The 24,019-nt window shown below is 63.3% G+C and carries 25 protein-coding genes and 1 pseudogene; 12 read left to right on the top strand and 14 right to left on the bottom strand.

The features are described 5' to 3' along the window. Positions 1-6 precede the first annotated feature (6 nt). Positions 7-570: a polysaccharide biosynthesis/export family protein gene (locus EOA13_RS00330; RefSeq protein WP_013532220.1), complete on the bottom strand. Its 564-nt coding sequence runs from the start codon at positions 568-570 to the stop codon at positions 7-9. Positions 571-827: 257 nt separating this feature from the next. On the opposite strand from EOA13_RS00330, the gene EOA13_RS00325 reads away from it, so the two are divergent. Beyond that, complete coding sequence (locus EOA13_RS00325; RefSeq protein ID WP_127288738.1) at positions 828-3,098, top strand: exopolysaccharide transport family protein; 2,271 nt, start codon at positions 828-830, stop codon at positions 3,096-3,098. Between the two features lie 46 nt (positions 3,099-3,144). On the opposite strand, the gene EOA13_RS00320 is transcribed toward EOA13_RS00325, so the two are convergent. Together EOA13_RS00320 and EOA13_RS00315 are read right to left on the bottom strand one after the other, a co-directional pair. Next, the gene (locus EOA13_RS00320; protein WP_127288736.1) at positions 3,145-3,981 is read right to left on the bottom strand and encodes a GNAT family N-acetyltransferase; all 837 of its coding nucleotides are present in this window, start codon (positions 3,979-3,981) and stop codon (positions 3,145-3,147) included. A 4-nt stretch (positions 3,982-3,985) separates the two neighbouring features. Further along, positions 3,986-5,209 carry a GNAT family N-acetyltransferase gene (locus tag EOA13_RS00315; RefSeq protein WP_127288734.1) on the bottom strand — a complete coding sequence of 408 codons (1,224 nt, stop codon included), beginning with the start codon at positions 5,207-5,209 and terminating at the stop codon, positions 3,986-3,988. 91 nt (positions 5,210-5,300) lie between these two features. Between EOA13_RS00315 and EOA13_RS00310 the strand changes: the two genes are divergently transcribed. Then, entirely contained in the window at positions 5,301-6,359 is a 1,059-nt protein-coding gene (locus EOA13_RS00310) for a polysaccharide deacetylase family protein (protein ID WP_127288732.1), read from the top strand. Between the two features lie 15 nt (positions 6,360-6,374). Here EOA13_RS00310 and EOA13_RS00305 read toward each other — a convergent pair whose 3' ends face one another. Beyond that, positions 6,375-6,590 (bottom strand): DUF2842 domain-containing protein, encoded by a 216-nt coding sequence (locus EOA13_RS00305; protein ID WP_013532215.1) that lies wholly within the window; start codon positions 6,588-6,590, stop codon positions 6,375-6,377. A gap of 198 nt (positions 6,591-6,788) precedes the next feature. On the opposite strand from EOA13_RS00305, the gene EOA13_RS00300 reads away from it, so the two are divergent. Next, entirely contained in the window at positions 6,789-7,880 is a 1,092-nt protein-coding gene (locus EOA13_RS00300) for a COX15/CtaA family protein (protein WP_127288730.1), read from the top strand. Positions 7,881-7,899: 19 nt separating this feature from the next. Here the strand turns inward: EOA13_RS00300 and EOA13_RS37820 are convergent, their stop codons facing one another. The 4 genes and pseudogenes from EOA13_RS37820 to speB form a co-directional block, all read right to left on the bottom strand. Continuing rightward, positions 7,900-8,064, bottom strand: coding sequence for a hypothetical protein (locus EOA13_RS37820; RefSeq protein ID WP_164779930.1), 165 nt, complete (start codon positions 8,062-8,064; stop codon positions 7,900-7,902). Between the two features lie 231 nt (positions 8,065-8,295). Continuing rightward, positions 8,296-9,137 (bottom strand): annotated as a pseudogene (locus EOA13_RS00295) (aminoglycoside phosphotransferase family protein). After that, positions 9,134-10,060 (bottom strand): N-acetyl-gamma-glutamyl-phosphate reductase, encoded by a 927-nt coding sequence (argC, locus tag EOA13_RS00290; protein WP_127288728.1) that lies wholly within the window; start codon positions 10,058-10,060, stop codon positions 9,134-9,136. Before argC ends, EOA13_RS00295 begins: the two are co-directional and overlap by 4 nt. A gap of 30 nt (positions 10,061-10,090) precedes the next feature. After that, entirely contained in the window at positions 10,091-11,098 is a 1,008-nt protein-coding gene (gene speB, locus EOA13_RS00285) for an agmatinase (protein ID WP_127288726.1), read from the bottom strand. Between the two features lie 123 nt (positions 11,099-11,221). On the opposite strand from speB, the gene EOA13_RS00280 reads away from it, so the two are divergent. Together EOA13_RS00280 and EOA13_RS00275 are read left to right on the top strand one after the other, a co-directional pair. Beyond that, complete coding sequence (locus EOA13_RS00280; RefSeq protein WP_127288724.1) at positions 11,222-12,430, top strand: acyltransferase; 1,209 nt, start codon at positions 11,222-11,224, stop codon at positions 12,428-12,430. A gap of 96 nt (positions 12,431-12,526) precedes the next feature. Then, entirely contained in the window at positions 12,527-13,585 is a 1,059-nt protein-coding gene (locus EOA13_RS00275; RefSeq protein ID WP_127288722.1) for a glycerophosphodiester phosphodiesterase family protein, read from the top strand. 177 nt (positions 13,586-13,762) lie between these two features. Here EOA13_RS00275 and EOA13_RS00270 read toward each other — a convergent pair whose 3' ends face one another. Next, positions 13,763-14,635, bottom strand: a complete 873-nt coding sequence (locus EOA13_RS00270) for an aldo/keto reductase family oxidoreductase (protein ID WP_127288720.1) — start codon at positions 14,633-14,635, stop codon at positions 13,763-13,765. A 91-nt stretch (positions 14,636-14,726) separates the two neighbouring features. On the opposite strand from EOA13_RS00270, the gene EOA13_RS00265 reads away from it, so the two are divergent. Next, the gene (locus tag EOA13_RS00265) at positions 14,727-15,626 is read left to right on the top strand and encodes a LysR family transcriptional regulator (protein ID WP_127288718.1); all 900 of its coding nucleotides are present in this window, start codon (positions 14,727-14,729) and stop codon (positions 15,624-15,626) included. A gap of 156 nt (positions 15,627-15,782) precedes the next feature. Here the strand turns inward: EOA13_RS00265 and rpsI are convergent, their stop codons facing one another. From rpsI to EOA13_RS00245, 4 genes are all read right to left on the bottom strand, one after another. Beyond that, the gene (rpsI, locus tag EOA13_RS00260; protein WP_023810272.1) at positions 15,783-16,265 is read right to left on the bottom strand and encodes a 30S ribosomal protein S9; all 483 of its coding nucleotides are present in this window, start codon (positions 16,263-16,265) and stop codon (positions 15,783-15,785) included. 1 nt (position 16,266) lies between these two features. Further along, positions 16,267-16,731: a 50S ribosomal protein L13 gene (rplM, locus tag EOA13_RS00255; protein WP_013532205.1), complete on the bottom strand. Its 465-nt coding sequence runs from the start codon at positions 16,729-16,731 to the stop codon at positions 16,267-16,269. A 335-nt stretch (positions 16,732-17,066) separates the two neighbouring features. Beyond that, a complete protein-coding gene (locus EOA13_RS00250; RefSeq protein ID WP_245490271.1) occupies positions 17,067-17,900 on the bottom strand; it encodes a class I SAM-dependent methyltransferase in 834 nt (277 codons plus the stop codon). 150 nt (positions 17,901-18,050) lie between these two features. Continuing rightward, entirely contained in the window at positions 18,051-18,503 is a 453-nt protein-coding gene (locus EOA13_RS00245; protein ID WP_127288714.1) for a PaaI family thioesterase, read from the bottom strand. A 150-nt stretch (positions 18,504-18,653) separates the two neighbouring features. Here EOA13_RS00245 and EOA13_RS00240 point away from each other — a divergent pair, with 150 nt between their 5' ends. From EOA13_RS00240 to EOA13_RS00215, 6 genes are all read left to right on the top strand, one after another. Then, positions 18,654-19,475 (top strand): enoyl-CoA hydratase, encoded by an 822-nt coding sequence (locus EOA13_RS00240; RefSeq protein ID WP_127288712.1) that lies wholly within the window; start codon positions 18,654-18,656, stop codon positions 19,473-19,475. Between the two features lie 10 nt (positions 19,476-19,485). Then, entirely contained in the window at positions 19,486-19,908 is a 423-nt protein-coding gene (locus EOA13_RS00235; protein WP_027162400.1) for a VOC family protein, read from the top strand. Beyond that, the gene (locus EOA13_RS00230; protein ID WP_127288710.1) at positions 19,908-20,684 is read left to right on the top strand and encodes an AAA family ATPase; all 777 of its coding nucleotides are present in this window, start codon (positions 19,908-19,910) and stop codon (positions 20,682-20,684) included. The genes EOA13_RS00235 and EOA13_RS00230 overlap by 1 nt, the downstream gene beginning before the upstream one ends. Continuing rightward, positions 20,681-21,202, top strand: a complete 522-nt coding sequence (locus EOA13_RS00225; RefSeq protein WP_127288708.1) for a CoA-binding protein — start codon at positions 20,681-20,683, stop codon at positions 21,200-21,202. The genes EOA13_RS00230 and EOA13_RS00225 overlap by 4 nt, the downstream gene beginning before the upstream one ends. 159 nt (positions 21,203-21,361) lie before the next feature. After that, complete coding sequence (locus tag EOA13_RS00220; protein WP_127288706.1) at positions 21,362-22,642, top strand: O-acetylhomoserine aminocarboxypropyltransferase; 1,281 nt, start codon at positions 21,362-21,364, stop codon at positions 22,640-22,642. A 6-nt stretch (positions 22,643-22,648) separates the two neighbouring features. Further along, a complete protein-coding gene (locus EOA13_RS00215; protein WP_127288704.1) occupies positions 22,649-22,999 on the top strand; it encodes a cupin domain-containing protein in 351 nt (116 codons plus the stop codon). A 52-nt stretch (positions 23,000-23,051) separates the two neighbouring features. Here EOA13_RS00215 and EOA13_RS00210 read toward each other — a convergent pair whose 3' ends face one another. After that, positions 23,052-23,936 carry an AraC family transcriptional regulator gene (locus tag EOA13_RS00210; RefSeq protein ID WP_127288702.1) on the bottom strand — a complete coding sequence of 295 codons (885 nt, stop codon included), beginning with the start codon at positions 23,934-23,936 and terminating at the stop codon, positions 23,052-23,054. Between the last annotated feature and the right edge of the window lie 83 nt (positions 23,937-24,019).

Below are 24,019 nucleotides of genomic sequence, written 5' to 3'. Positions count from 1 at the left end.
TATCTGTCAGAACAGACGTTCGCGGACGTAGACCGTATCGCCCGGCAGCAGCGGGTCGGAGGTGACCACGCGGCCGGTCATCACCTTGCCGTTGATGTCGCGGGTGATGTCGACGCTTTCCTGGTTGGCGCGCGGCGTGAAGCCGCCGGCAATGGCGATCGCCTTCTGCACCGTCAGGCCGGGAACATAGGAATATTGGCCGGCGGCACCCACTTCGCCCATGACGAAGATCGGGCGGTAGCGGTCGATCTCGACCGAAACGTCGGGATCGCGCAGATAGCCTTGCCGCAATTTGTCGGCAATCTCCTTTTCCATTTGCTGCGCGGTGTGGCCGCGCGCTGGTATGGCGCCGACAAGCGGGAAGGAGAGATAGCCGGATTGATCGACGCTGTAGGTATTGGTCAGCCCGTCCTGCTCGAACACGGTGACGCGGACGCGGTCGCCGGCGCCAAGACGATAGGGCTGATCGAGCACCTCATGAAAGGCCGCCGGCGTCGGCCGGTAGCTGGAACAGCCAGCCAGCATCGATACGGCAAGCAGCGCGCGAAACAGGGAAGCAGTGCTTTTCATGGCCGGACAGGTACCTTCGACTGGTCGCTGCAACGTCGCAGCAACTCTAGGGATCGAGGTCCGTTATCATCCTGTTAGGGTTAATGGCCGGTAAAGGGAGCGCCGACACGAGGCGCATCGGCAAGAGTTTTTGTGATTTTTGGCGGTTTTGTTTGTCGCCCGCCAGTAAACCCTAACGGAAACTTACCGCGATCTTAACGGCTGAGTTACCATAGTTGTTTACGGTGCGTGCTGACCCAGTATCGGAGTAGGGATGCATGTCCGTTCAGTCCGCGGCCGCAGATGTCGACGTTGATCTCAGGCAGCTCTTCGCCAGCCTGGCGAGGAATTGGCTGCGTATAGTCCTCGTCGTCCTGTTGGCTACCGGGCTGGCCTTCGCTTTTGCCTCGCTGGCAACCCGGCACTACAAGGCGGAGACGCAGGTGGAGATCGCGCCGCGCGAATCCATCTATACGCGGCCGGCCAGCAACAACAACGACACCGACAAGCCTATTCTCGACGAGCAGGGCGTCGCCACCCAGGTCCAGATCATTTCCTCCAACGAAATCCTCAAGCAGGTCTCGCAAAAGCTCGGTCTGGAAAAACTGCCCGAGTTCAATGAAGCGCTCGACATGTCGGCGCTGAGCCGCGCTCTGGTCCTGGTCGGCCTGAAAAGCGACCCGATGGAAATTCCGACGGAAGAGCGCGTGCTCAAGAAAATGCACGAGAAGCTCAACGTCTACGGCGTCGAGAAGACCCGCATCATTGCCATCGAGTTCTCATCGGAAGATCCCAAGCTCTCGGCCGCCATACCAGACGCCATCGCCGCCGCCTATATAGCGGGACAAGGGGCGGCCAAGCTCGAATCGAACAGCGCCGCCGCCGACTTCCTGGCGCCGGAGATCGCCGACCTGCAGCGGCAGGTCAAGGATGCCGAGGCGAAAGTCGCCGCCTATCGCGCCCAGTCCGATCTTCTGATGGGTGGCAACAATTCGGTGTTGGCCACCCAGCAGCTTTCAGAACTGTCGAGCGAACTGTCGAAAGTGCGCGCCAACCGCGCCGCTGCCGAAGCGACCGCCGACGGTGTGCGCAGGGCGCTGCAGAATGGCGGTTCGCTGGATGCCGTGCCGGAGGTTCTGTCATCGGACCTGATCCAGCGCTTGCGTGAGCGACAGGTCGAATTGCGCTCCAACATCGCCGATCTGTCGACGACACTGCTTGGCAATCATCCGCGCATTCGCGCGCTGAAATCGCAACTGTCCGATCTCGACGCACAGATCCGCAGCGAGGCCCAGAAGATCATGAAAGGCCTGTTGACGCAGGCCGAGACGGCAAAGGCCCGCGAGAACCAGCTTGTCGCAGACGTCAACACGTTGAAGGCCGCTTCGGCGCAGGCCGGCGAACAACAGGTCGATCTCGACGCACTGCAGCGCGACGCGACCGCCAAGCGACAGCAACTCGAGCTCTACCTGACCAACTACCGCGAAGCCGCTTCGCGCCAGGATCGCAACTATCTGCCCGTCGACGCCCGGATCGCCTCGAAGGCTTCGGTTCCCTCCGAGGCCTATTTCCCGAAGGTCGGGCCGATCGTCGGCGCGGCTTTCGCCGCATCGCTGCTGATCATGGCCATCGTGACGCTTCTGCGGGAGCTGTTTTCAGGCCGCGCGATGCGGCCGGCGAGCGGTTCCCGTTTCGAACGGATCGATGAGGTCGCGATGCCCCATGTGGCGCAGCCGCCGGTCGCCAAGCCAATTGTCCGCCACGAGCCTGCCATCCTGCAGGAACCCGTCGTTCGCCGGGAGCTGCCTGACCTTGCGGATGAAGCAGATGCGGAGCCCTATGCCGCCGCGATGCCGGCCATGGCCGAGGCGCCGGATGTGGTCGCAATGCCCGCAACTGCGGCGACAGAGCAAACGGCTGTCGAGCCCGAACCGGCGCGTTCCACCCTGGGCGAGATCGATATCGAGAAAGCTGCTGAAAAGCTGATCTCCAGCGGTGCGGCGCGCGCCATATTCGTCTCGCCGGAAGGCGATGAGGCGGCTGCATCCGCGATCCTGGTGGCGCGCGAGGTCGCCGACGCCGGGCTGCGCGTGCTGTTGCTGGACCTCACCGCGTCGGGGGCCGCCTCGCGGCCGATGCTGGACAGCGGCCTTTTCCCGGGCATCACCAACCTGCTCGCTTCGGAAGCGCAGTTCAGCGACGTCATCCACGCCGATCTCTACTCGGACTGTCACGTCATTCCCGTCGGAACCGCCGATCCGGTTCGTGCCATGCGTGCCGCCGACCGGCTGCCGATCATCATGCAGTCGCTGACGACAGCCTACGACCTTGTCGTGGTCGAGTGCGGACCGGCCGACGCGCAAGGCATCGGCCGCCTGACCGGCGATGCCACCGAGGTCTTTCTCTCCATGCTGGAGGCCGACGATGAGGTGACGCAGGCTGCGGTCAAGCTGATCGAGAACGGCTACCCCGACCTGACGCTGGTGACGCCGCTCGGCCACGAACCGCCCGGCAATCCGGTCCCGGGACGGCGCACCGCCGCTGCCTGAGGGAGCCGCGGATCGCTTGGCGGAACCGTTCTGCGGTTCGCCCGATCTATCCCAGTTCAAGCGTCGTTACGCCGAACACCCTTTGCAGGGCCAGTTCCGGGGCAGGACCCTTGTACATGCGCGTGGTGGTGAAGGTCGGCGCAAAGCCGGCCGCATCGAGCGCAGTTATGAAGCCGGTATTATCGGCGGGAACGTCGATGTGCAGCTCGCCGCCCTCACAGGCACCGGCCAGTCCCTCCAGGAGTTGCAAAGCGGTTTCCATGCCGTCGGCAAACAGCGGGCCGATCTTGAAGCCGGATCGACAGCGGCGCGCCACACCAAAGCCGGTCACGCCGCGCGAACCGATCGCCGCCAGTCCATGATGCGGTTCCTGCAGCCATCGCTGCAGGAAGGCCCATCGTGGCGCCGGAAAACAATGGGAGTCATAGGCGATGACATCGGACAGGAGCTGCGTTGTAATCATCCGCAACCCATCGTCCCTGACCGCCGGGCCTGCCTTGCGCCCGGTGAAGCGGATGGTCTCGTAGGCCGGTGCGAAGCCCTTGCGCCGGTAATTGGCCTGCTGCTCGGCGACGCCGTCAAGGCCGACGGTCCGGCCAGCGAGCCTTTTCATGCCGGCGTCCCACACAGCCTTGCCGTAGCCCATGCCGCGCATGTCAGGCCGGGAGATGTAGAGGCCGATGAAACCGAATTCGCTTCCATAGGCCACGGCCGAAATTGCCGCGGCCATGTCGTCGCCGACAAAGGCGCCGATGAAGCCTTCGGGGTCCGCCGCCTGGAGCATCGCCGGGTCTTCAAGACCTGGGTTCCAGCCTTCCGCGGCCGCCCAGTCGACGAGAAGCGCCAGTTCCTGCAGGGACAGTGTGCGGATGATCGGCTTCATGGCGTCAGCTATCTTCTTCCGAGGGCGCTGCCTGGCCGGCGGCTTTGCGGCGCAGCACCTTGGTCAGCTTCCAGATCGTTGGGCTGTTCTTGATGAAGGCTTTCAGCCGCGCGCCTTGCCGAAGCGTCAGCGCCAGCATGCGGCCCTTCACCGTCAAGGGGACCAGCACTTCGAAATGCCGCGTTTCGATATCGCACCACAGCCGCTTGTAAGGCTCGTCGCCGACCGAAAAGTCATAGACCTCGAAACCGGTCTCGCAGGCTTCCTGGATGTTGTCGAAGAACAGGAAATCGCCGGGGCTGGCGTGCCCGAGATCGTCCTCGGCGATCGCTCCGAATTCGCAGATCAGGCGTTTGCCCGAGCGGCTTGAACCGGTGATGGCGCGCAGCTTGCCGGCAACCTCGAGCCCGTGCAGCACGAAGGAAGGCTTGTCCTCGGCAAGCGCCTGCATGAACAGCGCGCGGAAGAAGCCGCGTACCTGCGCGTCGCCAAAAACATTGGCGATGCCCATCTTGCGGAAGCGGAGCTCCTTCATCTCGAAGAAGGCGTCGAGCAGCGTGTCCACCTCGTTGGGGGTGCGGGCCTCGATGCGTCGATAGCTGCCTACGGCCTCGAATTTCCGGATCTGCGACCGGTGCTTCTTGCGTTTGCGTTTGCCGCTCGCGCGGGAAAGCAGCGCATCGAAGCCGCCGGCGAGATCGACGGCCAGCGACAGATTGGGGCTGGAAAAATGGTCAAGCGATGCGAGCGGATTGGCGACGCCGTCGAGATCGGGCAGCAACCGCTCGAGCGCGACCAGATCGATGTCCGGGTGTGCCTTGGCGATGGCCGCCAGTACCGATCGGAGGGCCGGTATATCCGCCTTGGCCAGCCAGTTCGGGTCCGCGGCGGCGAAATTGCCGTTGGCGTGGCGCCCACCCATGAAGCGGGCGATCCGGAACGACCCCTTGGAGGCAACCTCCAGCGCCAGCGAAAAAACCGGTTTGCCCTCGGCACTCAGCGTCGCGACGAGCAGGTCCGGTCGTGTCTCGCCCGCCCAATTCTGGACCCAGGCAGCACTCTGCGCCGGCCCAAACAGAGCCGAGCGGCAGAACTCGGCATAGGCCGCGAGGCCGTCCGCGGACACCACTGAAATCGACAGGCCGGCGTGGTCCCATGGCAAGTGGCGCGACGCCGCCTCGGTCGCCGCAAGCCGATTGCCGTCAAATGACGCAGTTGCGTCAACCATACCTCAATCCTTAGGGCGTATTGATCGCGATTTGGGGGTTCGCATAGGCGCATTCCGTGCTTGGATCAGCCTAGGCGCAAAAGGTGAATGAATGATCGACGGCGGGGAGGCAATCCGGAAACTGGCGCTGAACGTCGCCCGCTATACCGGCCTTGCACCGCTGGCCAAGCCGTTCATCGGCGGCATTGGCGCCATCCTGATGCTGCACCGTGTTACCGCCACGCCGGAAAAGCCGGACAGCGTCAACCGGCATCTGAATATCGCGCCCGGCTTCCTTGACGCCATGATCGCCGACATGAAGGCGCATGGCTATGCCTTCGTCTCCATGGACGAGGCAGTGGAGTGCATCAAGGCGGGCGGCAAAGGCGGTCAGTTTGCCACGATCACCGCCGACGATGCCTATCGCGACAACATGGTCGAGGCGCTGCCGGTGCTCGAGAAGCACGGCGCGCCGATCACCATCTATGTCGCGCCCGGGCTGATCAACGGCACCGCCGACCTGTGGTGGGACGTTGTCGAGGACATCGTCAACGCGCGCGATACCCTCACTCTGACGCGGCCGAACGGTCCCCTGACGATCGATTGCTCGACCCCCGCGAAGAAGCTGCAGGCCAATGCACGCCTGCACGCCTATCTCACCTCCGAAATCCGCGAAGAGGACCTGCAGGCGGTGTTGCGCGATCTGGCTCGCTCAAATGGCGTCGACTCCGACGGCCCACGCTTGCGCACATTGATGAACTGGGATGAAATCCGCCGCATCGCCGCGCATTCGCTGGTGACGATCGGCGCCCATACGATCAACCACAGCAATCTGAAGCGGCTTTCCGAAGCCGATGCCCGGCGTGAGGTCGGTGACGTGCGCGCCATGTTGCGGGCCGAACTGGGCGAAGAGCCCCGCCATTTCGCTTACCCCTATGGCTATGCGAGTGCCGTAGGCTGCCGCGAAGTGGGCTTTGCCCGCGACGCCGGCTATACCTCCGCCGTGACGACGCGCCACGGCGTGCTGCGCGCCGAACATGCCGGGTTCCTGCATGCCTTGCCGCGCATTTCCGTCAACGGCCGCTACCAGAGCCTCGCCCACATCCGCACCATGCTGTCGGGCGTGACGACGCCGCTCGCCAATGCCGGCAAGATGGTCGTCACCATCTGACGCTGGCGGTTTCGCCTAGCGCTTGGCCCTCGGCTCCAGCATCAGCCATTTGATGATGCCCATTGCCGGCAGCACCCAGAGCAGGCCGCTGAGCAGGAAGAAAAGGAAATGCACCCACGGACCCGACTCCGACAGCCGGGCGACCGCGAAGATCGATGCGACCAGCGCATAGATGATGACCAGCGCCACCAGCAGAAACATTCCGATCAGCTTTTTCAGGCGCAGGGGCATGGTTGGTCTCCTGATCGAGTATGCCGGAATTTGCACAGGCGGCTTGGCAGGCTCAAGGGGTATTGGCCTCGCATAGGCCTTGAGGCGAAACTGTGCAACCGGTGAGACGCGGCGCGACGGCGTGCCGCGCCGTATGGTCTTGCCAGCACGGGTGCGATGGTCCACCAATCCGCCAAATCAACCTGCCGGGACAAGATCATGGCTGCCATATCAGCTGCCGCGCCATACGTCGCCCGCGACCGCGACCTGCATAACCGGGCGCTGCTGCGCGGCTGGCTCTATGTGGTGCTTCTGGTGCTGTTTGCGCTGGTGCTGGTCGGCGGCGCCACCAGGCTGACCGATTCCGGCCTGTCGATTACGCAGTGGAAACCGATCCACGGCGTGATCCCGCCGCTCAACGATGCCGAGTGGCAAGAGGAATTCCAGCTCTACCAGCAGATCCCGCAATATGCCGAGCTCAACAAGGGGATGAGCATCGAGGCCTTCAAGTCGATCTTCTGGTGGGAATGGGCGCACCGTGTCCTGGCCCGCAGCGTCGGTCTGGTCTTTGCGTTGCCGCTGCTGTTTTTCTGGGCGACGCGCCGCATCGAGCGCGGCCTGGGCCCGAAACTCGTGGGCATTCTCCTGCTTGGCGGCCTGCAGGGCGCCATCGGCTGGTGGATGGTGGCTTCAGGACTGGTCGACCGTGTGTCCGTGAGCCAGTACCGGCTGGCGACCCACCTGACGCTTGCCGCGCTGATCTTCACCGCCACCATGGTGGTCGCGCGAGGGTTGGCGCCGCATTCCGAGCCTGCCGCCGATGGATCGACGCAGAGGCTGGCCGGCTTCATCGTGCTGCTGGCGCTGATCCAGATCTATCTCGGCGGCCTGGTCGCCGGGCTCGACGCCGGCCTCAGCTACAACACCTGGCCGTTGATGGACGGCAAGATCATCCCGGGCGATCTGCTGATCCTCGAGCCGGCATGGCGCAATTTTTTCGAGAGCCCAAAGACGGTGCAGTTCGTCCATCGGCTTGGCGCCTACACGGTATTCGTCGTGGCGTTGTGGCACGTGATCGCCACGCGCCGGCGGCTGCCTGAAACAACGCATGCGCGCCGCGCGACGCTGCTGTTCTTGGCTGTGCTGGTGCAGGCCTCGATCGGCATCGGCACGCTGCTGATGCATGTGCCGCTGCATATGGCGCTAACGCATCAGGGATTTGCGCTCATCGTCCTGGGGTTTGCAGCCGCCCATTGGCGCGGCACCAAGGGCGCCTATCCCTTGCCGCACGAAATCGCACGCAGGGCCTGACCTCGAATCGATCGGCCAACTACATCCAGAATTCGTTTGTAGATGTCGTCTTCTCGCCATCGAATTCCGCCTGCCGCAACGCCGCAGCGGACGGCGCGGACTGGCCCTGATCGGCCTTGGCTGCCTTGTCGGAGGCCTTGAGTGCATCAAGCCTGGCCTGGGCCGTGGCGATATCCTGCTGCACCTGGGCGGCCTTGACCTGATCGGTGATCGCCTTGACCTGGTCTTCCAGGTCCTGGATCTGCTTTCGAGCGCGGCCTCCTGGGCTGCATTGCTCGACGAACTGGACGAGGAATACTGGGTTGCCGGTGAGGAACCCGAAATCGCGCTGACCATGACAATCCCGAAGTGGAGCCGAGACCAGTCAGTAGCCTATCGTGGTGAACAAGCGGTTACCGCGCCGTTGCCTGTGCGATCAGAAGCCTGCCTGCACCGCTCGGATCGCCTCGGCGATCGACAATTCGCGATTCTCCTCGACCGCATTGTTGTCCTCATGATGCCAGGACGCCGACAGGCAGCCGTAGGCGATGGCATGATCGAGGATGGCCGGCGGTGTCTGGCCCAGCGTTCTGGCAAAGATCCCGGCCATGTGTGCGATCCGCTCCGGGTCGAGGCAAAGCTCGTCCCGGTCGAGCGGGTTGTAGAACATGTTCGCGGCGTCGAAGCCGGGATCGCCGAGCACGCCCTTCGGATCGATAGCCAGCCAGCCGCGCGGTCCGCGCAGGATGTTCTCGTGATGCAGGTCGCCATGCAGGGCCTGATATCGTGCGGATCGGCCAGCAGCCGGTCGGCAATAGTGGCGGCCTCGACATAGAGGCCGTCATGGCCGGCGTCGCGATCGGCATTTGCCTTGTTGAACAGGCCGGCGAAGCGTTCCCGGAGCGGCTGAAGCTCGGTCGGGAAGGGGTCTTTCCCCTGTGAAAACAGTTTCGCCATCACCTCGGCCGCGATTGCGGTGGCGGCGTTGTCGCCCTGTTGGTCGAGCACCTGCTCCAACAAGGTCTCACCGGCATATTCGAGCAGCATGCTGTGGCCGTCGCGGCCGAGCAGACGCACCGCGCCTTCGCCGCGCCGCCAGGCGAGATAATGTTCTCCGCGCAACTCGTCGGCGACGTCATCGAAAGGCTTGAGCGCCTTGACGATCGCCGGCGATCCGTCTTCGCGCAAAACCTTCCAGATGCGGCTCGAAAAGGTCTCGGCAATGAGTTCGGGAGCGCTGACGTTCCAGCGCACCGGAAAGGCGGGCGTGTCCATCAGAGGCCGAGCATCAGATCCATGTTCTGGACGGCGGCGCCCGAGGCACCCTTGCCGAGATTGTCGTAGACCGCCAGCAGCAGGGCCTGCGCCCGTTTGTCGTTGGCAAAGACATAGACCTTCATCCGGTTGGTGCCGTTGTAGATCTCCGGATCGATCTCCGGCACGCGCTCCGAATGCGCATAGGGCGCCACCTCGACCACGCCGCCCTTGATGGCGGCGAAATGGTCGGCAATCGCGGCATGCAGCTCCGCACCGGTCGGCACATGGTCGAGGCCGCCAAGCTGCAGCGGCACGACGGTGATCATGCCTTGCGCGAAATTGCCGACCGCCGGCTGCATGATCGGATCATGCGACAGCTTGGCATAGGCCTTCAATTCCGGCACGTGCTTGTGCTGAAGGGTGAGGCCGTAGGGCAGGAATTCCGAGGCGTCCTCGCCCTTGGCGACGTAGTCCTCGATCATCGGCCGTCCGCCGCCCGAATAGCCCGAAATGCCGTTGACGGTGATCGGGAAATCGGCCGGCAGCAGGCCGGCGGCGACCAGTGGCCGCAGCGTGGCGATGGGTCCCTGCGGCCAGCAGCCGGGGTTGGCGACGCGCTTTGCCGAGGCAATCGTCTTTGCCTGCGCCTTGTCCATCTCGGCGAAGCCATATGCCCAGCCTTCAGCCACGCGATGCGCGGTCGACGCATCGATAACCCTGGTGGTGTCGTTGGCGATCAGCGAGACGCTTTCCTTCGCCGCGTCGTCGGGCAGGCACAGGATCGCGACATCGGCGGCGTTGAGGAACTCGGCGCGCGCAGCCGTTTCCTTGCGGCGCTCGGTCGGGATGGAAATGATCTCCAGATCACTGCGCTCGGCAAGCAGCGCCCTGATCTGCAGGCCGGTGGTGCCGTGTTCGCCGTCGATGAAGATTTTCGGTTTCATGGGTTGATCAAATTCCCTGATATTTCAAGATTATATGCCCTGACCTTGAATCACTGCGGCACCATTGTGGTTGCCGTTGTTCAACTCTTCAAGCCGGGCCTTTCGCTCAGCCAGCAGGCCGAGATATTGCATGGCCACCATCGAGCCGGCGATCGCCGTTATATCGGCGTGATCATAGGCCGGCGCAACCTCTACGACATCGGCGCCGACAATATCGACCTGGTTGAGTTGACGCAGTGTCGACAGGATCTTCGCCGAGGACGGCCCGCCGGCAACCGGCGTGCCTGTGCCAGGCGCATAGGCCGGATCGAGGCAGTCGATGTCGAAGGTGAGATAGGTCTTCTTGCCGCCGGTGCGGTCGACGATGGCGTAGGCGATGTCGGACGCCCGCATCTCCTCGATTTCATGGCCATGGAGGATCTTGATGCCGAACGTGTCGGGCGCATGGGTGCGGATGCCGATCTGGATCGAACGGTCGGGATCGATGATGCCTTCCTTGACGGCGCGGCCGACGAAGGATCCGTGGTCGATGCGCTTGCCGTCGTCCGGCCAGGTATCCTGATGGGCGTCGAACTGCACCAAGGCGAGCGGACCATGGATGGCGGCATGCGCCTTGAGCAGCGGCCAGGTGACGAAATGGTCGCCGCCGAGCGTCAGCAGGAAGGCGCCGGATTTGAGGATCTTGGCCGCTTCGCGCTCGATCGTGCCGGGGGTCTTCTGGTGATTGCCCGAATCGAGCAGGCAATCGCCATAGTCGACGACCGCCAGATGCTCGAACAGATCGCGTGAAAACGGATATTGCGGGTCGTTGTCGAGGATCGCCGAGGCGCGGCGGATGGCCTGCGGCCCGAAGCGGGCGCCGGGCCGGTTGGTGACGGCGGCATCGAAGGGAATACCCCACACCACAGCATCCGCGCCCTTCACGTCCTTGGTGTATTTGCGCCGCATGAACGACAGCGCGCCGGAATAGGTCGGCTCGAACGCGGCGCCCGTTTTGGAACGGGCGGTGAAGGCGTTGTCGATGTTGTTGTTCGCCATTACGGCTCCTCGTTTTTCATCGGGTTGCAACAACTACAGAACCGGCACGGAAGATGCCAGTCACAGCTTGGCGAGACGGAATGGCGCTGCCCGAGTGCCACGGCAAGACAGGATTGTATCATCATGACGCAGACCGCGTTTCTCAACCCCACCCGTGCCGCGGCGTCGACCCACACCGGCACGGTCGCCGGTGAACGCTTCCTGGTGCTCGATTCGTGGCGTGGCATCTGCGCGCTTCTGGTGGCGCTGTTTCACTTTCCGACCGCTTCGACGATTTCGCAAAGCGCCTTCATCGGTTCGTCCTACCTGTTCGTCGACTTCTTCTTCGTCCTTTCCGGCTTCGTCATCGCCAGCAGCTACGGCGATCGGCTGAACCAGCCGGAACAGGTCGCGCGCTTCGCCTTGGTCCGTTTCGGCCGCATCTACCCGCTGCACCTGCTCATGCTTGCCGCCTTTGCCGGCTTCGAGCTGCTGCGGCTGATGCTGCCGCAACTGCATGGAACCGGGGCTGCTCCCTTCACCGGCGGCTTCGATCTCAAGAGTTTGCTTGCCAATCTTCTCCTGCTCCAGGGTGTCGGCTTCGAGGATCAGCTGACCTGGAATGCGCCGAGCTGGAGCATTTCGGCCGAGTTCTTCGCCTATCTCTTGTTTGCCGGCGTGGTCTTCGTCGCCGGCGCGCGCGCCTGGATATGGTTCGTTGCCGCCGCCGTCACCGCACCGCTGTTCCTGCTCGGCTTCTCGACCCATCATATGGATGTGTCCTTCGATTTCGGCTTCATCCGCTGCCTGTATGGCTTCTCGCTCGGCGCCTTGCTGGCCTGGTTTCAGCATGATTCCATTGCAGGGGCGCGACAGGCCCTGGCCAGGGGCGGCCCACGGATGGACTGGACCCTTGCCGAAATCGTCATGGTGGCCGTCATCGTGCTTTTCGTCTCGCTGGCCGGCGACAATGATTTTGGCATCGCGGCCCCGCTGGTGTTCGCGCTGGCGCTGTTTCTGTTCGCTCATGAGGGCGGCTGGATCAGCGCCTTGCTGAGAGCCCCGTTCATGCTGACGCTCGGCGCGCTGTCCTATTCGATCTACATGGTCCACATCTTCGTCCAGGCGCGCATGATCAACGTCGCCGGGCTTGTCGAGCGCAAGCTCGGCCTCGGCCTGATCGGCGACTTCATGCTGCGCGGCCAGCCTGCCACCGGCTTCGGTGCCGGCTGGATGGGAGCGGTGGCGATCGCCGTCATGCTCGCCGCCACCATTGCCGCCTCCTGGATCACTTGGCGCCTCATTGAGATGCCGGCCATGGCGTGGTTCCGCCGGCTCTCGAAACGCATCTGAGGCACCTGCTGCGAGTATTCCGCTAGCCGGCTTCGTTCACCTCCCTGTCACGGGCGTCGCCTATCCGGGTGTCGATCCGGCAAGGAGCGATTCTCGATGCGGACCATCTGGCTGAGCCTTCTGCTTTACACGGCCCTGGCGGCTGCCTCCGGCCAGGCCTTGGCCGGCGAAACCCGCGCTAGGCAGATCCTCGATCGCTTCGAACATGCCAACCAATGGCGCGACCACGTCATGGTGGCCGCGCATCGCGCCGGCAGCATGCAGGCCGGCAAGACGCTCTATGCGGAAAATTCGATCGCCGCCGTCGAAGGCTCGATCGCCATGGGCGCCGAAATCGTCGAGGTCGACATCAGGCGCTCGAAGGGCGGTGAGTTCGTCGTCATGCATGACAGCTGGCTCGACCGCACCACGACCTGCAAGGGCGAGGTGGTCAAATACACGCTGGCCGAACTGAAGACCTGCAGGCTGGTGGTCGAAGGCACCGGTGCGGTGACAGGTGAAACAGTCTCGACGTTGCGCGAGATGCTGATGGCGACCAGGGACAGGATCCTCATCAACCTCGACAACAAGCTCGACGTCGGCGACCTCTCGGGCATGATCGCGGTGGCTCGCGATCTCGGCATGGCCGAGCAGGTCATCGTCAAGGAGAATTTGTGGAACCAGAACCGGATCACCACGGTCAAGGCGGCAATGACCGCTATCGGCGGCGGCTTCCAGTTCATGCCGATCATCGCCGATGATGCGGTGCGTGATGCCGGCTTCGCCCGGACGGTCGACCATGCCTTTTCGCCGCGCGCGATCGAGCTGATCAACTGGCGGGCAGGCGCCGACACGCTGACCGAGACCGGCGGGCCGCTGTTCAGCACGCGCATGCGCGCGGCCGCGGTGAGGGGCAACTGGCACATCTGGGCCGACACCTACGCCATCGCCAACAAGCCGGGCGGCTTCCTTGCCGGCGGCCGCGGCGACGAGCTGGCCGTGCAGGCCAGCCTGCCGCGCGAAAGCTGGGGTTTCTGGGCCGATCGCGGCGCCACGATCATCCAGACCGACGAGCCGAAGGCGGCCATTGGCTGGCTGGCGGCGAACGGTTTTCGCGTGCCTTATGCCGACGAGGCGCGGCCGGCTGAGCCGGCGAATACGGCGAGTATCAATTAGAGCCGGCGCTGGAGCTGCAATCTCCCTCCTTGAGGGGGAGATGGCCGGCAGGCCAGAGGGGGTCACCGCGCACAGAGCGCCAACCTCCTCTGCCGCGGGAGAGGTCGAACCCTGTCGGACCGACCCCCTCTGTCGCCTTTGGCGACATCTCCCCTCGAGGGGGGAGATTGGCTAGCTTCAAGCCGCCAGCGCCACGCCGTCCAGTTCGCTGAGTGCATCCTGTGGCAATTCGAGTTCAGCCGCAGCGAGATTCTCCCGCAAATGCCCCACTGACGATGTGCCCGGGATCAGCAGGATGTTGGGCGCGCGGCGCAGCAGCCAGGCGAGTGCGACCTGCATCGGGGCGGCGCCGAGGCGCGCTGCGACTTCCGACAGGGTGGAGGATTGCAGCGGGTTGAAACCGCCGAGCGGGAAGAACGGCACATAGGCGATACCGTCGCGGGCGAGATCGTCGATCAGGGCATCGTCGCCGCGATGCGCCAGATTGTACTGGTTCTGGACGCAGACGATCTCGGCGATCTCACGTCCTTCCGCGATCTGGGCCGGCGTCACGTTGCTCAACCCTATGTGCCTGACCAGGCCCTGTTGTTGAAGCTCGGCCAGCACGGTGAGCGGCGCTTCGATCGATCCCTCTGCGGGGCCATGGGTATCGAACATGATGCGTAGGTTGACGACGTCGAGCACCTCGAGCCCGAGATTGCTGAGATTGTCATGCACCGCCTGGGTCAGCGCTTCGGCAGAAAAGGCCGGCAACCACGATCCATCCGCGCCGCGCCGGGCGCCGATCTTGGTGACGATGACGAGATCGTCCTTGTAGGGCGCCAGCGCCTCGCGGATCAGCCGGTTGGTGACGTGCGGACCGTAGAAGTCGCTGGTATCGATGTGGTCGATCCCCTGCGCAACGGCCTCGCGCAGCACGGCCAATGCCGCGTCATGGTCCTTGGGCGGCCCGAATACGCCGGGCCCGGCGAGCTGCATCGCGCCGTAGCCAAGCCGCTTTACGGTGTGACTACCAAGGGTGAAGGTGCCGGCCTGTCGAATATTGGACATGGTTGATCTCCTTTGAGGAGACAGAGATAGGCGCTGCTCAATCTCGTGATAATCGGGTACAATCCACACAGGCTGTGCGGAATAACGAACAATGATGGACCTCAGTGATCTGAATGCCTTCGTGGCTGTGGCGCGCGCCGGGGGCTTTCGCGACGGCGCGCGTGCCAGCGGCGGCAGCGCTTCGGGCTTGAGCGAGGCGGTGCGTCGTCTAGAGGCACAGCTCGGTGTCAGGCTTTTCAACCGCACAACGCGCAGCGTTGTCCCGACCGAAGCGGGCCTCAGCCTGCTGGAGCGGCTCGGCCCGGCACTGTCGGAGGTCGAGGCGGCGCTGGACGTGGTGAACGGCTTTCGCGACAGGCCGGCAGGCTCGCTGCGTCTCAACGTGCCGGTGAGTGCGGCGCGGCTGATATTGCCCGACATCCTCCCGGGTTTCCTCGCGGCCTATCCCGGTATCCGGCTGGAGGTGATCGCCGACGAGAACTTTGTCGATGTGCTGGCGGCTGGGTGCGATGCGGGCATCCGCTACGACGAGCGGCTGGAACAGGACATGATCGCGGTGCCGATAGGACCGCGCGTGCAGCATTTCGCCACCGCAGCCAGCCCTGCCTATCTCGATCGCCATGGGCGGCCGCAACATCCGAGCGACCTGCTTGGCCATTCCTGCGTGCGCGGCCGCTTTGCCAGCGGTGCGATGCTGCCATGGGAATTCGAACGCGACGGCGAGGTGGTGCGGGTCGATCCGACAGGGCCATTGATTGTGCGGATCGGCGGAGCGACCGATCTTGCCGTCGACGCCGCCATAGCCGGCACCGGCATCATCGGCCTCTTCGAGGGCTGGCTTCGCCCTTACTTCGAAAGCGGCGCGCTTGAACCCATTCTCGAACCGTGGTGGCCGAGTTTTCCCGGACCGTTCCTCTATTATCCCGGCCGACGCCTGGTTCCGGCCCCGCTGCGGGCGTTCATCGACTATATCAAGGGCGGCAAGGCCTGACCTGTTTTGTGACGGCGCCATCACCCCACCGGCACTACGCGCCGACCTCCCCATCGAGGGGAGGTCGCGCCGCAGGCGCGGATAGGGTGACTGCCGAGCCGCAAACAAAAAGGCCGCCCGGAGGCGGCCTTTCGATGGTCTGAAGCTGCGGAGCGTTTAGCGCTTCGAGAACTGGAACGAACGACGGGCCTTCGCCTTGCCGTACTTCTTGCGCTCGACGACGCGGCTGTCGCGGGTCAGGAAGCCGCCCTTCTTGAGCACGGCGCGCAGCGTCGGCTCGTAGTAGGTCAGCGCCTTGGAGATACCGTGACGCACGGCGCCAGCCTGGCCGGAGAGACCGCCGCCGACAACTGTCGCGACGATGTCGTACTGCCCGGCGCGGTTGGAGGCGATGATCGGCTGGTTGAGGATCATCTGCAGGACCGGACGCGCGAAATAGGTCGCGAATTCCTTGTCGTTGACGATGATCTTGCCGGAACCCGGCTTCACCCAGACGCGCGCAATGGCGTTCTTGCGCTTGCCGGTGGCATAAGCGCGGCCCGACTTGTCGAGCTTCTGGACGTGGACGGGGGCCGCCGGCTGGGTATTGGTGTTGCCGGTGGCGGCGCCCAGTTCTGCGAGCGAGGAAAGCTCAGCCATCTTATGCGACCTTCTTGTTCTTGGCGTTCAGCTTGGCCACGTCGAGCACGACGGGCTGCTGGGCGACATGCGGATGCTCGGCACCTGCATAGACGCGCAGGTTCTTCATCTGGCGACGGCCGAGCGGGCCACGCGGGACCATGCGCTCAACGGCCTTCTCGACGACACGCTCGGGGAAACGACCCTCGAGCAGCTGGCGCGCGGTGCGCTCCTTGATGCCGCCTGGGTGGCCGGTGTGCCAGTAATAGACCTTGTCGGTGAACTTCTTGCCGGTGAACACCACCTTGTCGGCATTGATGACGATGACGTTGTCGCCGTCGTCGACATGCGGGGTGAAGGTCGGCTTGTGCTTGCCGCGAAGATGATTGGCGATGACAGTGGCCAGACGACCGACGACGAGACCTTCGGCATCGATCAGGATCCACTTCTTCACCACATCCGCAGGCTTCTGCGAAAAGGTTGTCATGTTTTCTGCTCTCGGTTCTGACCTTCATAAGAGAAGGCGTTTCTTGTTGCTTGGATTGTCGGAAGGACGCTGCCCGCCGCCAATAACAAAACGGCGGCCTTTGCGGGCCGCTGCTTCGTGAGGAGCTTATAGGCGAGGAGGGTGATTGCGTCAAGGCATAGGAAAAGCAGGCTAGTGCGCAAAAACAAGCAAAAACAATAGCTTAATAGAAAGGTATTATTTTACCACATCGAAGGGTTCGGCGTAACGGAACCGAGACGAGGTAGCTGCCGTCGGCCGAAGCGGGTTGGGATCACCCAATAGTGCGTCGCTTGTCCCAGGTCCAAGCAACGCCTTTACGTCATACGACAGACCGTAAGGACAAAGAGTTCTCGATAACAGAAGTCAGGCTGGTCGAGCAGTTCGCACGGATTTTGGCCCAGGCGCTGCCAATAGCTCCGGTCGGCCTGACTGAGGTCGTAAGTGGTTGAAACGGATGCGAAGTAAGCCAGGAGATCGGCGACATACGCGCGCGTGAAAGACGAAACGGGCGCCCAGCGCTCCACGAGCCAGCTCTTACGCCACAAAGGTGTGACGCCGGCGTCCCGAAGGCGAGCGGGCAGCGTCGACCCGCAATCGGTTCCCAGTACCCCCTTGTCGCGGAACGCCTGCAAGCGGATCGTCATGAAACGCGAGAGAACGCCCCGGTCGATCGGCAGGATATGCAGCAGAGTCGAGTCGAAGTCCTTGATAGCCAAGGTCCCACCGGGTTTCAGGACACGGCAAGCTTCCCGGACCGCTTGAGCAAACTCGCTCGGGGTCAGGTACTGCATGACGTTGGCCGACCATACACAGTCGAAGGAAGCGTCGATAAAGGGCAATTCCAGAACGTTGCCAGTTTGGGCGCGGATGGTCGGCTCCTGCCCAACGCCCAGTATCCAGCCTTTCACCCGCGCGATGTTCTCGGGTGCCAGGTCAATCACATCTATCGTTCCGCCCGGGCCAACCAGGTCACGCAGGACAGGTAAGAAGCTGCCGCCACCGCAGCCGGCATCCAGAACCGCCCAACCCGGCTGAATGCCTATCTCACGCAGCGCCTGTTCATACTCAGGACGCGAAGACTCGAAGTGCAAATCAAGCCATCCCGGATCGCTGGCTTCGTGTCCGGTAGAGGTGGAGTTCGTTGCCAAGGGCTCAGTCTCGGGTGCCGACCGCGGATTCTGGCCAAGATTAGTCGGTTGCTTGCCCAGTGGGAAGCTTTCTCGTTGGCCTGGTCCAACTGCTTCGTCCAAACCGAGGACCATCACACCATCCTGCTGCACCGTGTCCGCGCAGCGGCGTTATGTGTTCCGCTTCGGTGGGATCGAATACGTCCCCGTGGCGTGCGCCACCGTGTGTCCGTCCGGGCCGGCAACGATGTCGATATCGAACACCATCAGGCTTTTTCCCAGCTTCAGGATGCGGCAATGGCCGTCGATCGGTCCGGCCTCGGCCTTGCGCACGAAGTTGATGTCGAGGTTGACGGTCACGGAAAGCGCATCCGGCCCGGCATGTGACAGCACGCAGACATAACCGCCGATATCGGCCAGCGTGAACAGCGACGGGCCGGAGACCGTTCCGCCCGGACGCAAGTGCCGCTCGCCGGCGTTGAGCCGCACGGTGCAGCCGCCGGGGAACACGTCGATCGCCTCGAAATATTTGAACTGCTCATTGAGCTGCGGATAGACGGTCTCCATCAGCGCATTGACTTGTTGCGCGGTCAGCACCGGCTTCAAATTGGTTTGGGCGGGCATGTCGGTCTCTCGTTTTTGGCCTACCTGTATGGGCGCGGCGCGGCATTTCTGACAATCTTCGTCCCCTGGTGCAAGCGATCGGTGTTGGACGAAACCTGATCCGGTATTAGATACTCTGGCAGCCCCAGCGGAATCGCGGAGACCTTATCCATGGCCGAAATCGTTGCCATCAAGCCTGCCGCCGTTGAGGGTCCGGTTGTTGCACGACTGGACAAGGGCGTGCTGCGCCTCACACTCGCCAATCCGCCCGCCAACGCCCTGTCGCTGGCGGTGATGGCGGCGCTGACGGTCGAACTCGAGCGCGCCAAGGCCGATAAGGCGGTTCGCGTGATCGTTTTGTCGGCAGCCGGCAAGGTGTTCTGCGCCGGCCATGATCTCAAGGAAATGACGGCGCGCCGCACTGACGCCGATCATGGCAAGGCCTTCTTCGCAGAGACGTTTGCGGCCTGTGCGACGCTGATGCAGGCGATCGTGCGGCATCCCTTGCCTGTCATCGCGGAAGTCGACGGCCTCGCCACCGCCGCCGGGCTGCAACTGGTCGCCAGCTGCGACCTGGCGATCGCTTCGCATGAGGCGACCTTCCGCACGCCGGGCGTCAACATCGGCCTGTTCTGCTCGACGCCGATGGTGGCGCTGTCGCGCAACGTCTCGCGTAAGCAGGCGATGGAGATGCTGTTGACCGGAGAGACGATCGATGCGGCGACCGCCAAGGAGTTCGGCCTGGTCAACCGCGTCGTGCCGCGCGAATATTTGAATCAGATCGTCACCAAATACGCGCAAACCATTGCTTCCAAATCATCTTTGGTGATCAAGACCGGCAAGGAGGCGTTTTACGCGCAGGCCGAAATGGGGCTGGCGGACGCCTACGCCTATACCGGTCGGATCATGGTCGAAAACATGCTCGCGCGCGACGCCGAGGAAGGCATCGGCGCCTTCATCGGCAAGCGCAAGCCGGAATGGACGGACGAATAGGAGCAGCACCATGGAACCGCGTATCTCCATCATCACCATCGCCACCGACGATCTCGACCGTGCGGTGCGCTTCTACGAGGCTATGGGCTTGAAGCGGCATGCCGGCATCACCGACGGGGTCGCTTTCTTCCAGATGGGCGGCGTCATCCTCGGCCTGTTCCCGCGCGCCAGCGCAGAAGAGGATTCCGGCATCGCCTTCGCCGCGGCGCCATCGGCGGTCTACCTCGCCTACAACACCCGTTCCGACGCCGAAGTGGACGACGTGCTCGCCAGGGCGGAAAAAGCCGGCGGCCGCATCGTCAAGCCGGCCGGCCGGGCCTTTTGGGGCGGCTGGTACGGCTATTTCGCCGACGCCGACGGGCATGTCTGGGAAGTGGCGCACAATCCGGCCTTTCCGATCGCGGAAGACGGCACGATTTCGCTCCCCGGCTGATGGCCCATCGCAAGCAACTGACGCGGCTAAAGGCTCCCTATCTGAAGCGCTTCCTGCTTGACGCTGAGCGCGTGGCGGACTGGGAGAAATATCCCAGGAACCTGCCGCTGTTTCGCGGCCATGAGTTCGAGCTCGAATTCACCACGCCGATCACCATCATTGTCGGCGAGAACGGCACCGGCAAATCGACGCTGCTCGAGGCGATCGGCGCACTGGCCGGCTATGACGAAGCCGGAGGCGGCAAGGGCTACAGGCCGGTCGACCATGCCGGCGCCATCGACAAGAGTGGCGCAGCACTTGCAGACACTTTCCGCGGTCACTGGCTGCCGAAAGTCACTGCCGGCTGGTTCTTTCGTGCCGAATCCTTTTACTCCGTGGCCCGCTATCTCGATCAGGCGGCGCTGGAGTCTGGCGGGGCACCTCCGGACTTCCTGTCCTGGTCGCATGGCGAGGGTTTTATCCGCTTTTTCGAGGAGCGCTGCCGCAGGCAAGGCATCTACATCCTCGACGAGCCCGAGAGCGCGCTTTCGCCGTCGCGACAGATCGAACTGCTCAAGATGCTGCGGCGCATGGACCGGTCGGGCACCGCGCAGGTGATCATGGCGACGCATTCGCCATTGCTGATGGCCTGTCCCGGCGCACGGCTGTTCCGCATCAGCCGGCTCGGGCTGGAGCCCGCCGACTTTCGCGACACGGACCACTTCCGCATGCTGCGCGATTTTAGCAATGACCCGGATGGCTTTCTCGAGGAGGCGTTGTATGAGGACGAGGCATGATCCACGATAGCTACGACAACACCTACATCGCCGGCATCCTCAATTCGGTGAAGACCGTCGCCATGGTCGGCGCATCCGCCAATGATGTGCGGCCAAGTTATTTCGTGCTGAAATATCTGCTGGCCAAGGGCTTTTCGGTGTTCCCGATCAATCCTGGTCAGGCCGGCAAGGAGATACTCGGTCGGATGACTTATGCCAGGCTCGCCGATATTCCGGAGCCGGTCGACATGGTCGACATTTTTCGCGCGCCGGCGGCGGTGCCCGGCATCGTCGACAAGGTGTTGCGGCTCGATCCCTTGCCGAAAGTCATCTGGATGCAGCTTGGCGTGCGCCATGACGAGGCCGCCGCACGCGCCGAGGCGGCGGGCATCAAGGTGGTGATGAACCGCTGCCCCAAGATCGAATATGGCAAGCTGTCCGGCGAGATCGGCTGGACCGGCGTCAACTCCGGCGTGCTGTCGTCGAAGAAGCCACTGATGCGCTCCGGATTCCAGAGTTTCGGCGTCCGCCAGAAATAGGCGAGGGGCGAAAGCGCAAAATTATTCCGGCAAACGCCGTATTTTCCTGCCGCTTGATAGAAGGTCCTGCACGGAAGGGTATTTTCTTCTTTGCATTCGAGGCCGGGCTTCGCCAAGAATGCCCGGCGAATTTCAGAAGGTTTTTCAGGGAGGTTTTCAGTGACCCGCACGCCAGGTTTCAACACGCTCGCCGTCCACGCCGGCGCCAAGCCCGACCCGGCGACCGGCGCTCGTGCCACGCCGATCTACCAGACCACCTCCTTCGTCTTCGACGATGCCGACCATGCCGCTTCGCTGTTCGGACTGAAGGCTTTCGGCAACATCTACACCCGCATCATGAACCCCACCCAGGCGGTGCTCGAAGAACGCATGGCGGCCCTCGAGGGCGGCACGGCGGCGCTTGCGGTCGCCTCCGGCCATGCGGCGCAGGTGATCGTGTTCCACAATCTGATGCAGCCGGGCGACAATTTCGTCGCCGCCAACAAGCTTTACGGCGGTTCGATCAACCAGTTCGGCCATGCCTTCAAGAATTATGGCTGGGAGGTGCGCTGGGCCGACACCAACGATATCTCGACCTTCGAAAGCCAGATCGACGACAGGACCAAGGCGATCTTCATCGAGAGCCTCGCCAATCCGGGCGGCACCTTCGTCGACATCGAGAAGATCGGCGACATCGCGCGCGGGCACGGCCTGCCGCTGATCGTCGACAACACGCTGGCCTCACCCTACCTCATCCGGCCGATCGAGCATGGCGCCGACATCGTCGTCCATTCGCTGACCAAATTCATCGGCGGCCATGGCAACTCGATCGGCGGCGCCATCGTCGATGGCGGCACCTTCGATTGGTCGAAGTCGGGCAAATATCCGATGCTGTCGGAACCGCGCCCCGAATATGGCGGCCTCGTCCTGCACGAAACCTTCGGCAATTTTGCTTTCGCCATTGCCGCGCGCGTGCTCGGCCTGCGCGATCTTGGCCCGGCGATCTCGCCGTTCAACGCCTTCCTCATCCTGACCGGCCTGGAAACCTTGCCGCTGCGCATGCAGCGTCACTGCGACAACGCCGTGACGGTTGCTGCCTGGCTGTCCAACCATCCCAAGGTCGCCTCGGTGAACTATCCCGGCCTGCCCAGCGACAAGAACAACGCGTTGCAGAAGAAGTACTCACCGCTTGGCGCCGGCGCCGTGTTCACCTTCGCGCTGAAGGGCGGCTATGACGCCGGCGTCAAATTTGTCGAGGCGCTCGAACTGTTCTCGCACCTCGCCAATGTCGGCGACACCAAGTCGCTGGTCATCCACCCGGCCTCGACCACGCACCGCCAGCTTTCCGACGAGCAGAAGGTCAAGGCCGGCGCAGGACCGGACACGGTGCGGCTTTCGATCGGCATCGAGGACGTCAACGACATCGTCGCCGACCTCGAACAGGCGCTTGCCAAGGTCTGACCGATCATGAGCGAGTCAAAATTTCTTGCCATCGGCGTCGACACTGTCGACGCCGAACAGGGCGCGCCGGCACCGGACCGGCTGATCTCGGGCGAGCCCAAATTCCGCACCTGGAATGTCGAGGAGCGCGACGGCGGCCTCTACGCCGGCATCTGGGAATCGACCCCGGGCAAATGGCGCATCGTCTATGACGAGTGGGAGTTCTGCCACATCCTGTCCGGCGTTTCGGTGATCGCGGAGGACGGTGGGCAAGCGCGCACCGTTCGGACCGGCGACAGCTTCGTGCTGAGGCCCGGCTTCAAAGGCAGCTGGGAAGTGCTTGAAACGACTCGCAAGGAGTATGTGATCAAGCTCTGATCTCGCGTCGCCATGATCGCGATCGGAAGCGGCAAACCGCTGTCCTGCCGAGCTATTTCAGAGGCAGAAAGAGTTCAACGACCACTTCGCGTAGCGGTCCCTCCTGGAAGTGGGACAGATGTCGTTGGCAATAGATCGGAAAGTCGCGTGCTTCCTCTCCGCTGGCCGGAAGCCATTCACGATAAAGGTAAAGTGCTGCGGGTTCGAGATTGTTGGTGTTGCCGGGGTAGCGCAGCACCGCGCAGCGTCCGCCCGGGATCACGCCAGCCTTCATCTGCGCGTCATTCGCCTCGATCGGCTGGTCGGTCCCGGCACAAATGTCCATGCTATAGTCAGCGGGGACTGCGGGCTCCCTTTCGGAACGGAAGACGTTGAAGGTCGGGCTTGTCTCGGGTGACAAGCCCGCGGCCTTACGCCAGGCGATAAACCGCTGGATGGTGTCCTGGAGCGTCGCCCGGTCTCCGCGGTGCTCCATGATCGCCACCGGCGTCGGAGGCACATCGCGGATCGTCACGTCGTCGTGTTCAAAGATTATCTGCATGAGCGTGTTCCTTGCTTTTTCGAGGGGCCCGAAGGCCATGAGCCACGACCCCCAATCGGGAGACTTCCGGAACGACGAAGGCGATTGTCCGAACCGTTGCCGAAAGGCGCGGGCGAAGGCATCCGGCGCGTCGTAGCCGGCATCCATGGCTATGTCGGTGACGCTTTGGGCGTCACTTTCGGCGAGCCTGTACGAAGCACGCTTCATGCGGGCGAGCTGGACATAGCGATGCACGGACACCCCGAAGGTGGACGTGAACTGCCGGTGGAAATGGTATTTCGAGAACGCCGCGACGCCGCTCAACGCCTCCAGGCCCAGGTCGTCATCCAGATGCTGGTCTATATGGTTCAGCACCCGCTGCATTCGGACCTGGTAGTTTTCAAGTGCGGCCTTCAACGTCTCTTCCTCCGTGGCGACACCCAGCTAGCCCTTTCCGGATATGTCGCGCTCGACCGATCTTGCGATTTGGCATGGATCAA

The sequence above is a fragment of the Mesorhizobium sp. M7A.F.Ca.US.011.01.1.1 genome, assembly GCF_003998295.1.
GTDB lineage: Bacteria > Pseudomonadota > Alphaproteobacteria > Rhizobiales > Rhizobiaceae > Mesorhizobium.
This window is presented reverse-complemented; position numbering and strand designations above follow the sequence as displayed.

Coding starts and splice junctions, on each gene's coding strand:
- rplM (WP_013532205.1), bottom strand. CDS start 16,731: ATGACAACCTTTTCGCAGAAGCCTGCGGATGTGGTGAAGAAGTGGATC.
- EOA13_RS00305 (WP_013532215.1), bottom strand. CDS start 6,590: ATGCCCCTGCGCCTGAAAAAGCTGATCGGAATGTTTCTGCTGGTGGCG.
- EOA13_RS00270 (WP_127288720.1), bottom strand. CDS start 14,635: ATGTCCAATATTCGACAGGCCGGCACCTTCACCCTTGGTAGTCACACC.
- EOA13_RS00215 (WP_127288704.1), top strand. CDS start 22,649: ATGAGCGAGTCAAAATTTCTTGCCATCGGCGTCGACACTGTCGACGCC.
- EOA13_RS00235 (WP_027162400.1), top strand. CDS start 19,486: ATGGAACCGCGTATCTCCATCATCACCATCGCCACCGACGATCTCGAC.
- EOA13_RS00245 (WP_127288714.1), bottom strand. CDS start 18,503: ATGCCCGCCCAAACCAATTTGAAGCCGGTGCTGACCGCGCAACAAGTC.
- EOA13_RS00300 (WP_127288730.1), top strand. CDS start 6,789: ATGGCTGCCATATCAGCTGCCGCGCCATACGTCGCCCGCGACCGCGAC.
- EOA13_RS00275 (WP_127288722.1), top strand. CDS start 12,527: ATGCGGACCATCTGGCTGAGCCTTCTGCTTTACACGGCCCTGGCGGCT.
- EOA13_RS00325 (WP_127288738.1), top strand. CDS start 828: ATGTCCGTTCAGTCCGCGGCCGCAGATGTCGACGTTGATCTCAGGCAG.
- EOA13_RS00265 (WP_127288718.1), top strand. CDS start 14,727: ATGATGGACCTCAGTGATCTGAATGCCTTCGTGGCTGTGGCGCGCGCC.
- argC (WP_127288728.1), bottom strand. CDS start 10,060: ATGAAACCGAAAATCTTCATCGACGGCGAACACGGCACCACCGGCCTG.
- speB (WP_127288726.1), bottom strand. CDS start 11,098: ATGGCGAACAACAACATCGACAACGCCTTCACCGCCCGTTCCAAAACG.
- EOA13_RS00280 (WP_127288724.1), top strand. CDS start 11,222: ATGACGCAGACCGCGTTTCTCAACCCCACCCGTGCCGCGGCGTCGACC.
- EOA13_RS00310 (WP_127288732.1), top strand. CDS start 5,301: ATGATCGACGGCGGGGAGGCAATCCGGAAACTGGCGCTGAACGTCGCC.
- rpsI (WP_023810272.1), bottom strand. CDS start 16,265: ATGGCTGAGCTTTCCTCGCTCGCAGAACTGGGCGCCGCCACCGGCAAC.
- EOA13_RS00315 (WP_127288734.1), bottom strand. CDS start 5,209: ATGGTTGACGCAACTGCGTCATTTGACGGCAATCGGCTTGCGGCGACC.
- EOA13_RS00320 (WP_127288736.1), bottom strand. CDS start 3,981: ATGAAGCCGATCATCCGCACACTGTCCCTGCAGGAACTGGCGCTTCTC.
- EOA13_RS00330 (WP_013532220.1), bottom strand. CDS start 570: ATGAAAAGCACTGCTTCCCTGTTTCGCGCGCTGCTTGCCGTATCGATG.
- EOA13_RS00230 (WP_127288710.1), top strand. CDS start 19,908: ATGGCCCATCGCAAGCAACTGACGCGGCTAAAGGCTCCCTATCTGAAG.
- EOA13_RS00240 (WP_127288712.1), top strand. CDS start 18,654: ATGGCCGAAATCGTTGCCATCAAGCCTGCCGCCGTTGAGGGTCCGGTT.
- EOA13_RS00225 (WP_127288708.1), top strand. CDS start 20,681: ATGATCCACGATAGCTACGACAACACCTACATCGCCGGCATCCTCAAT.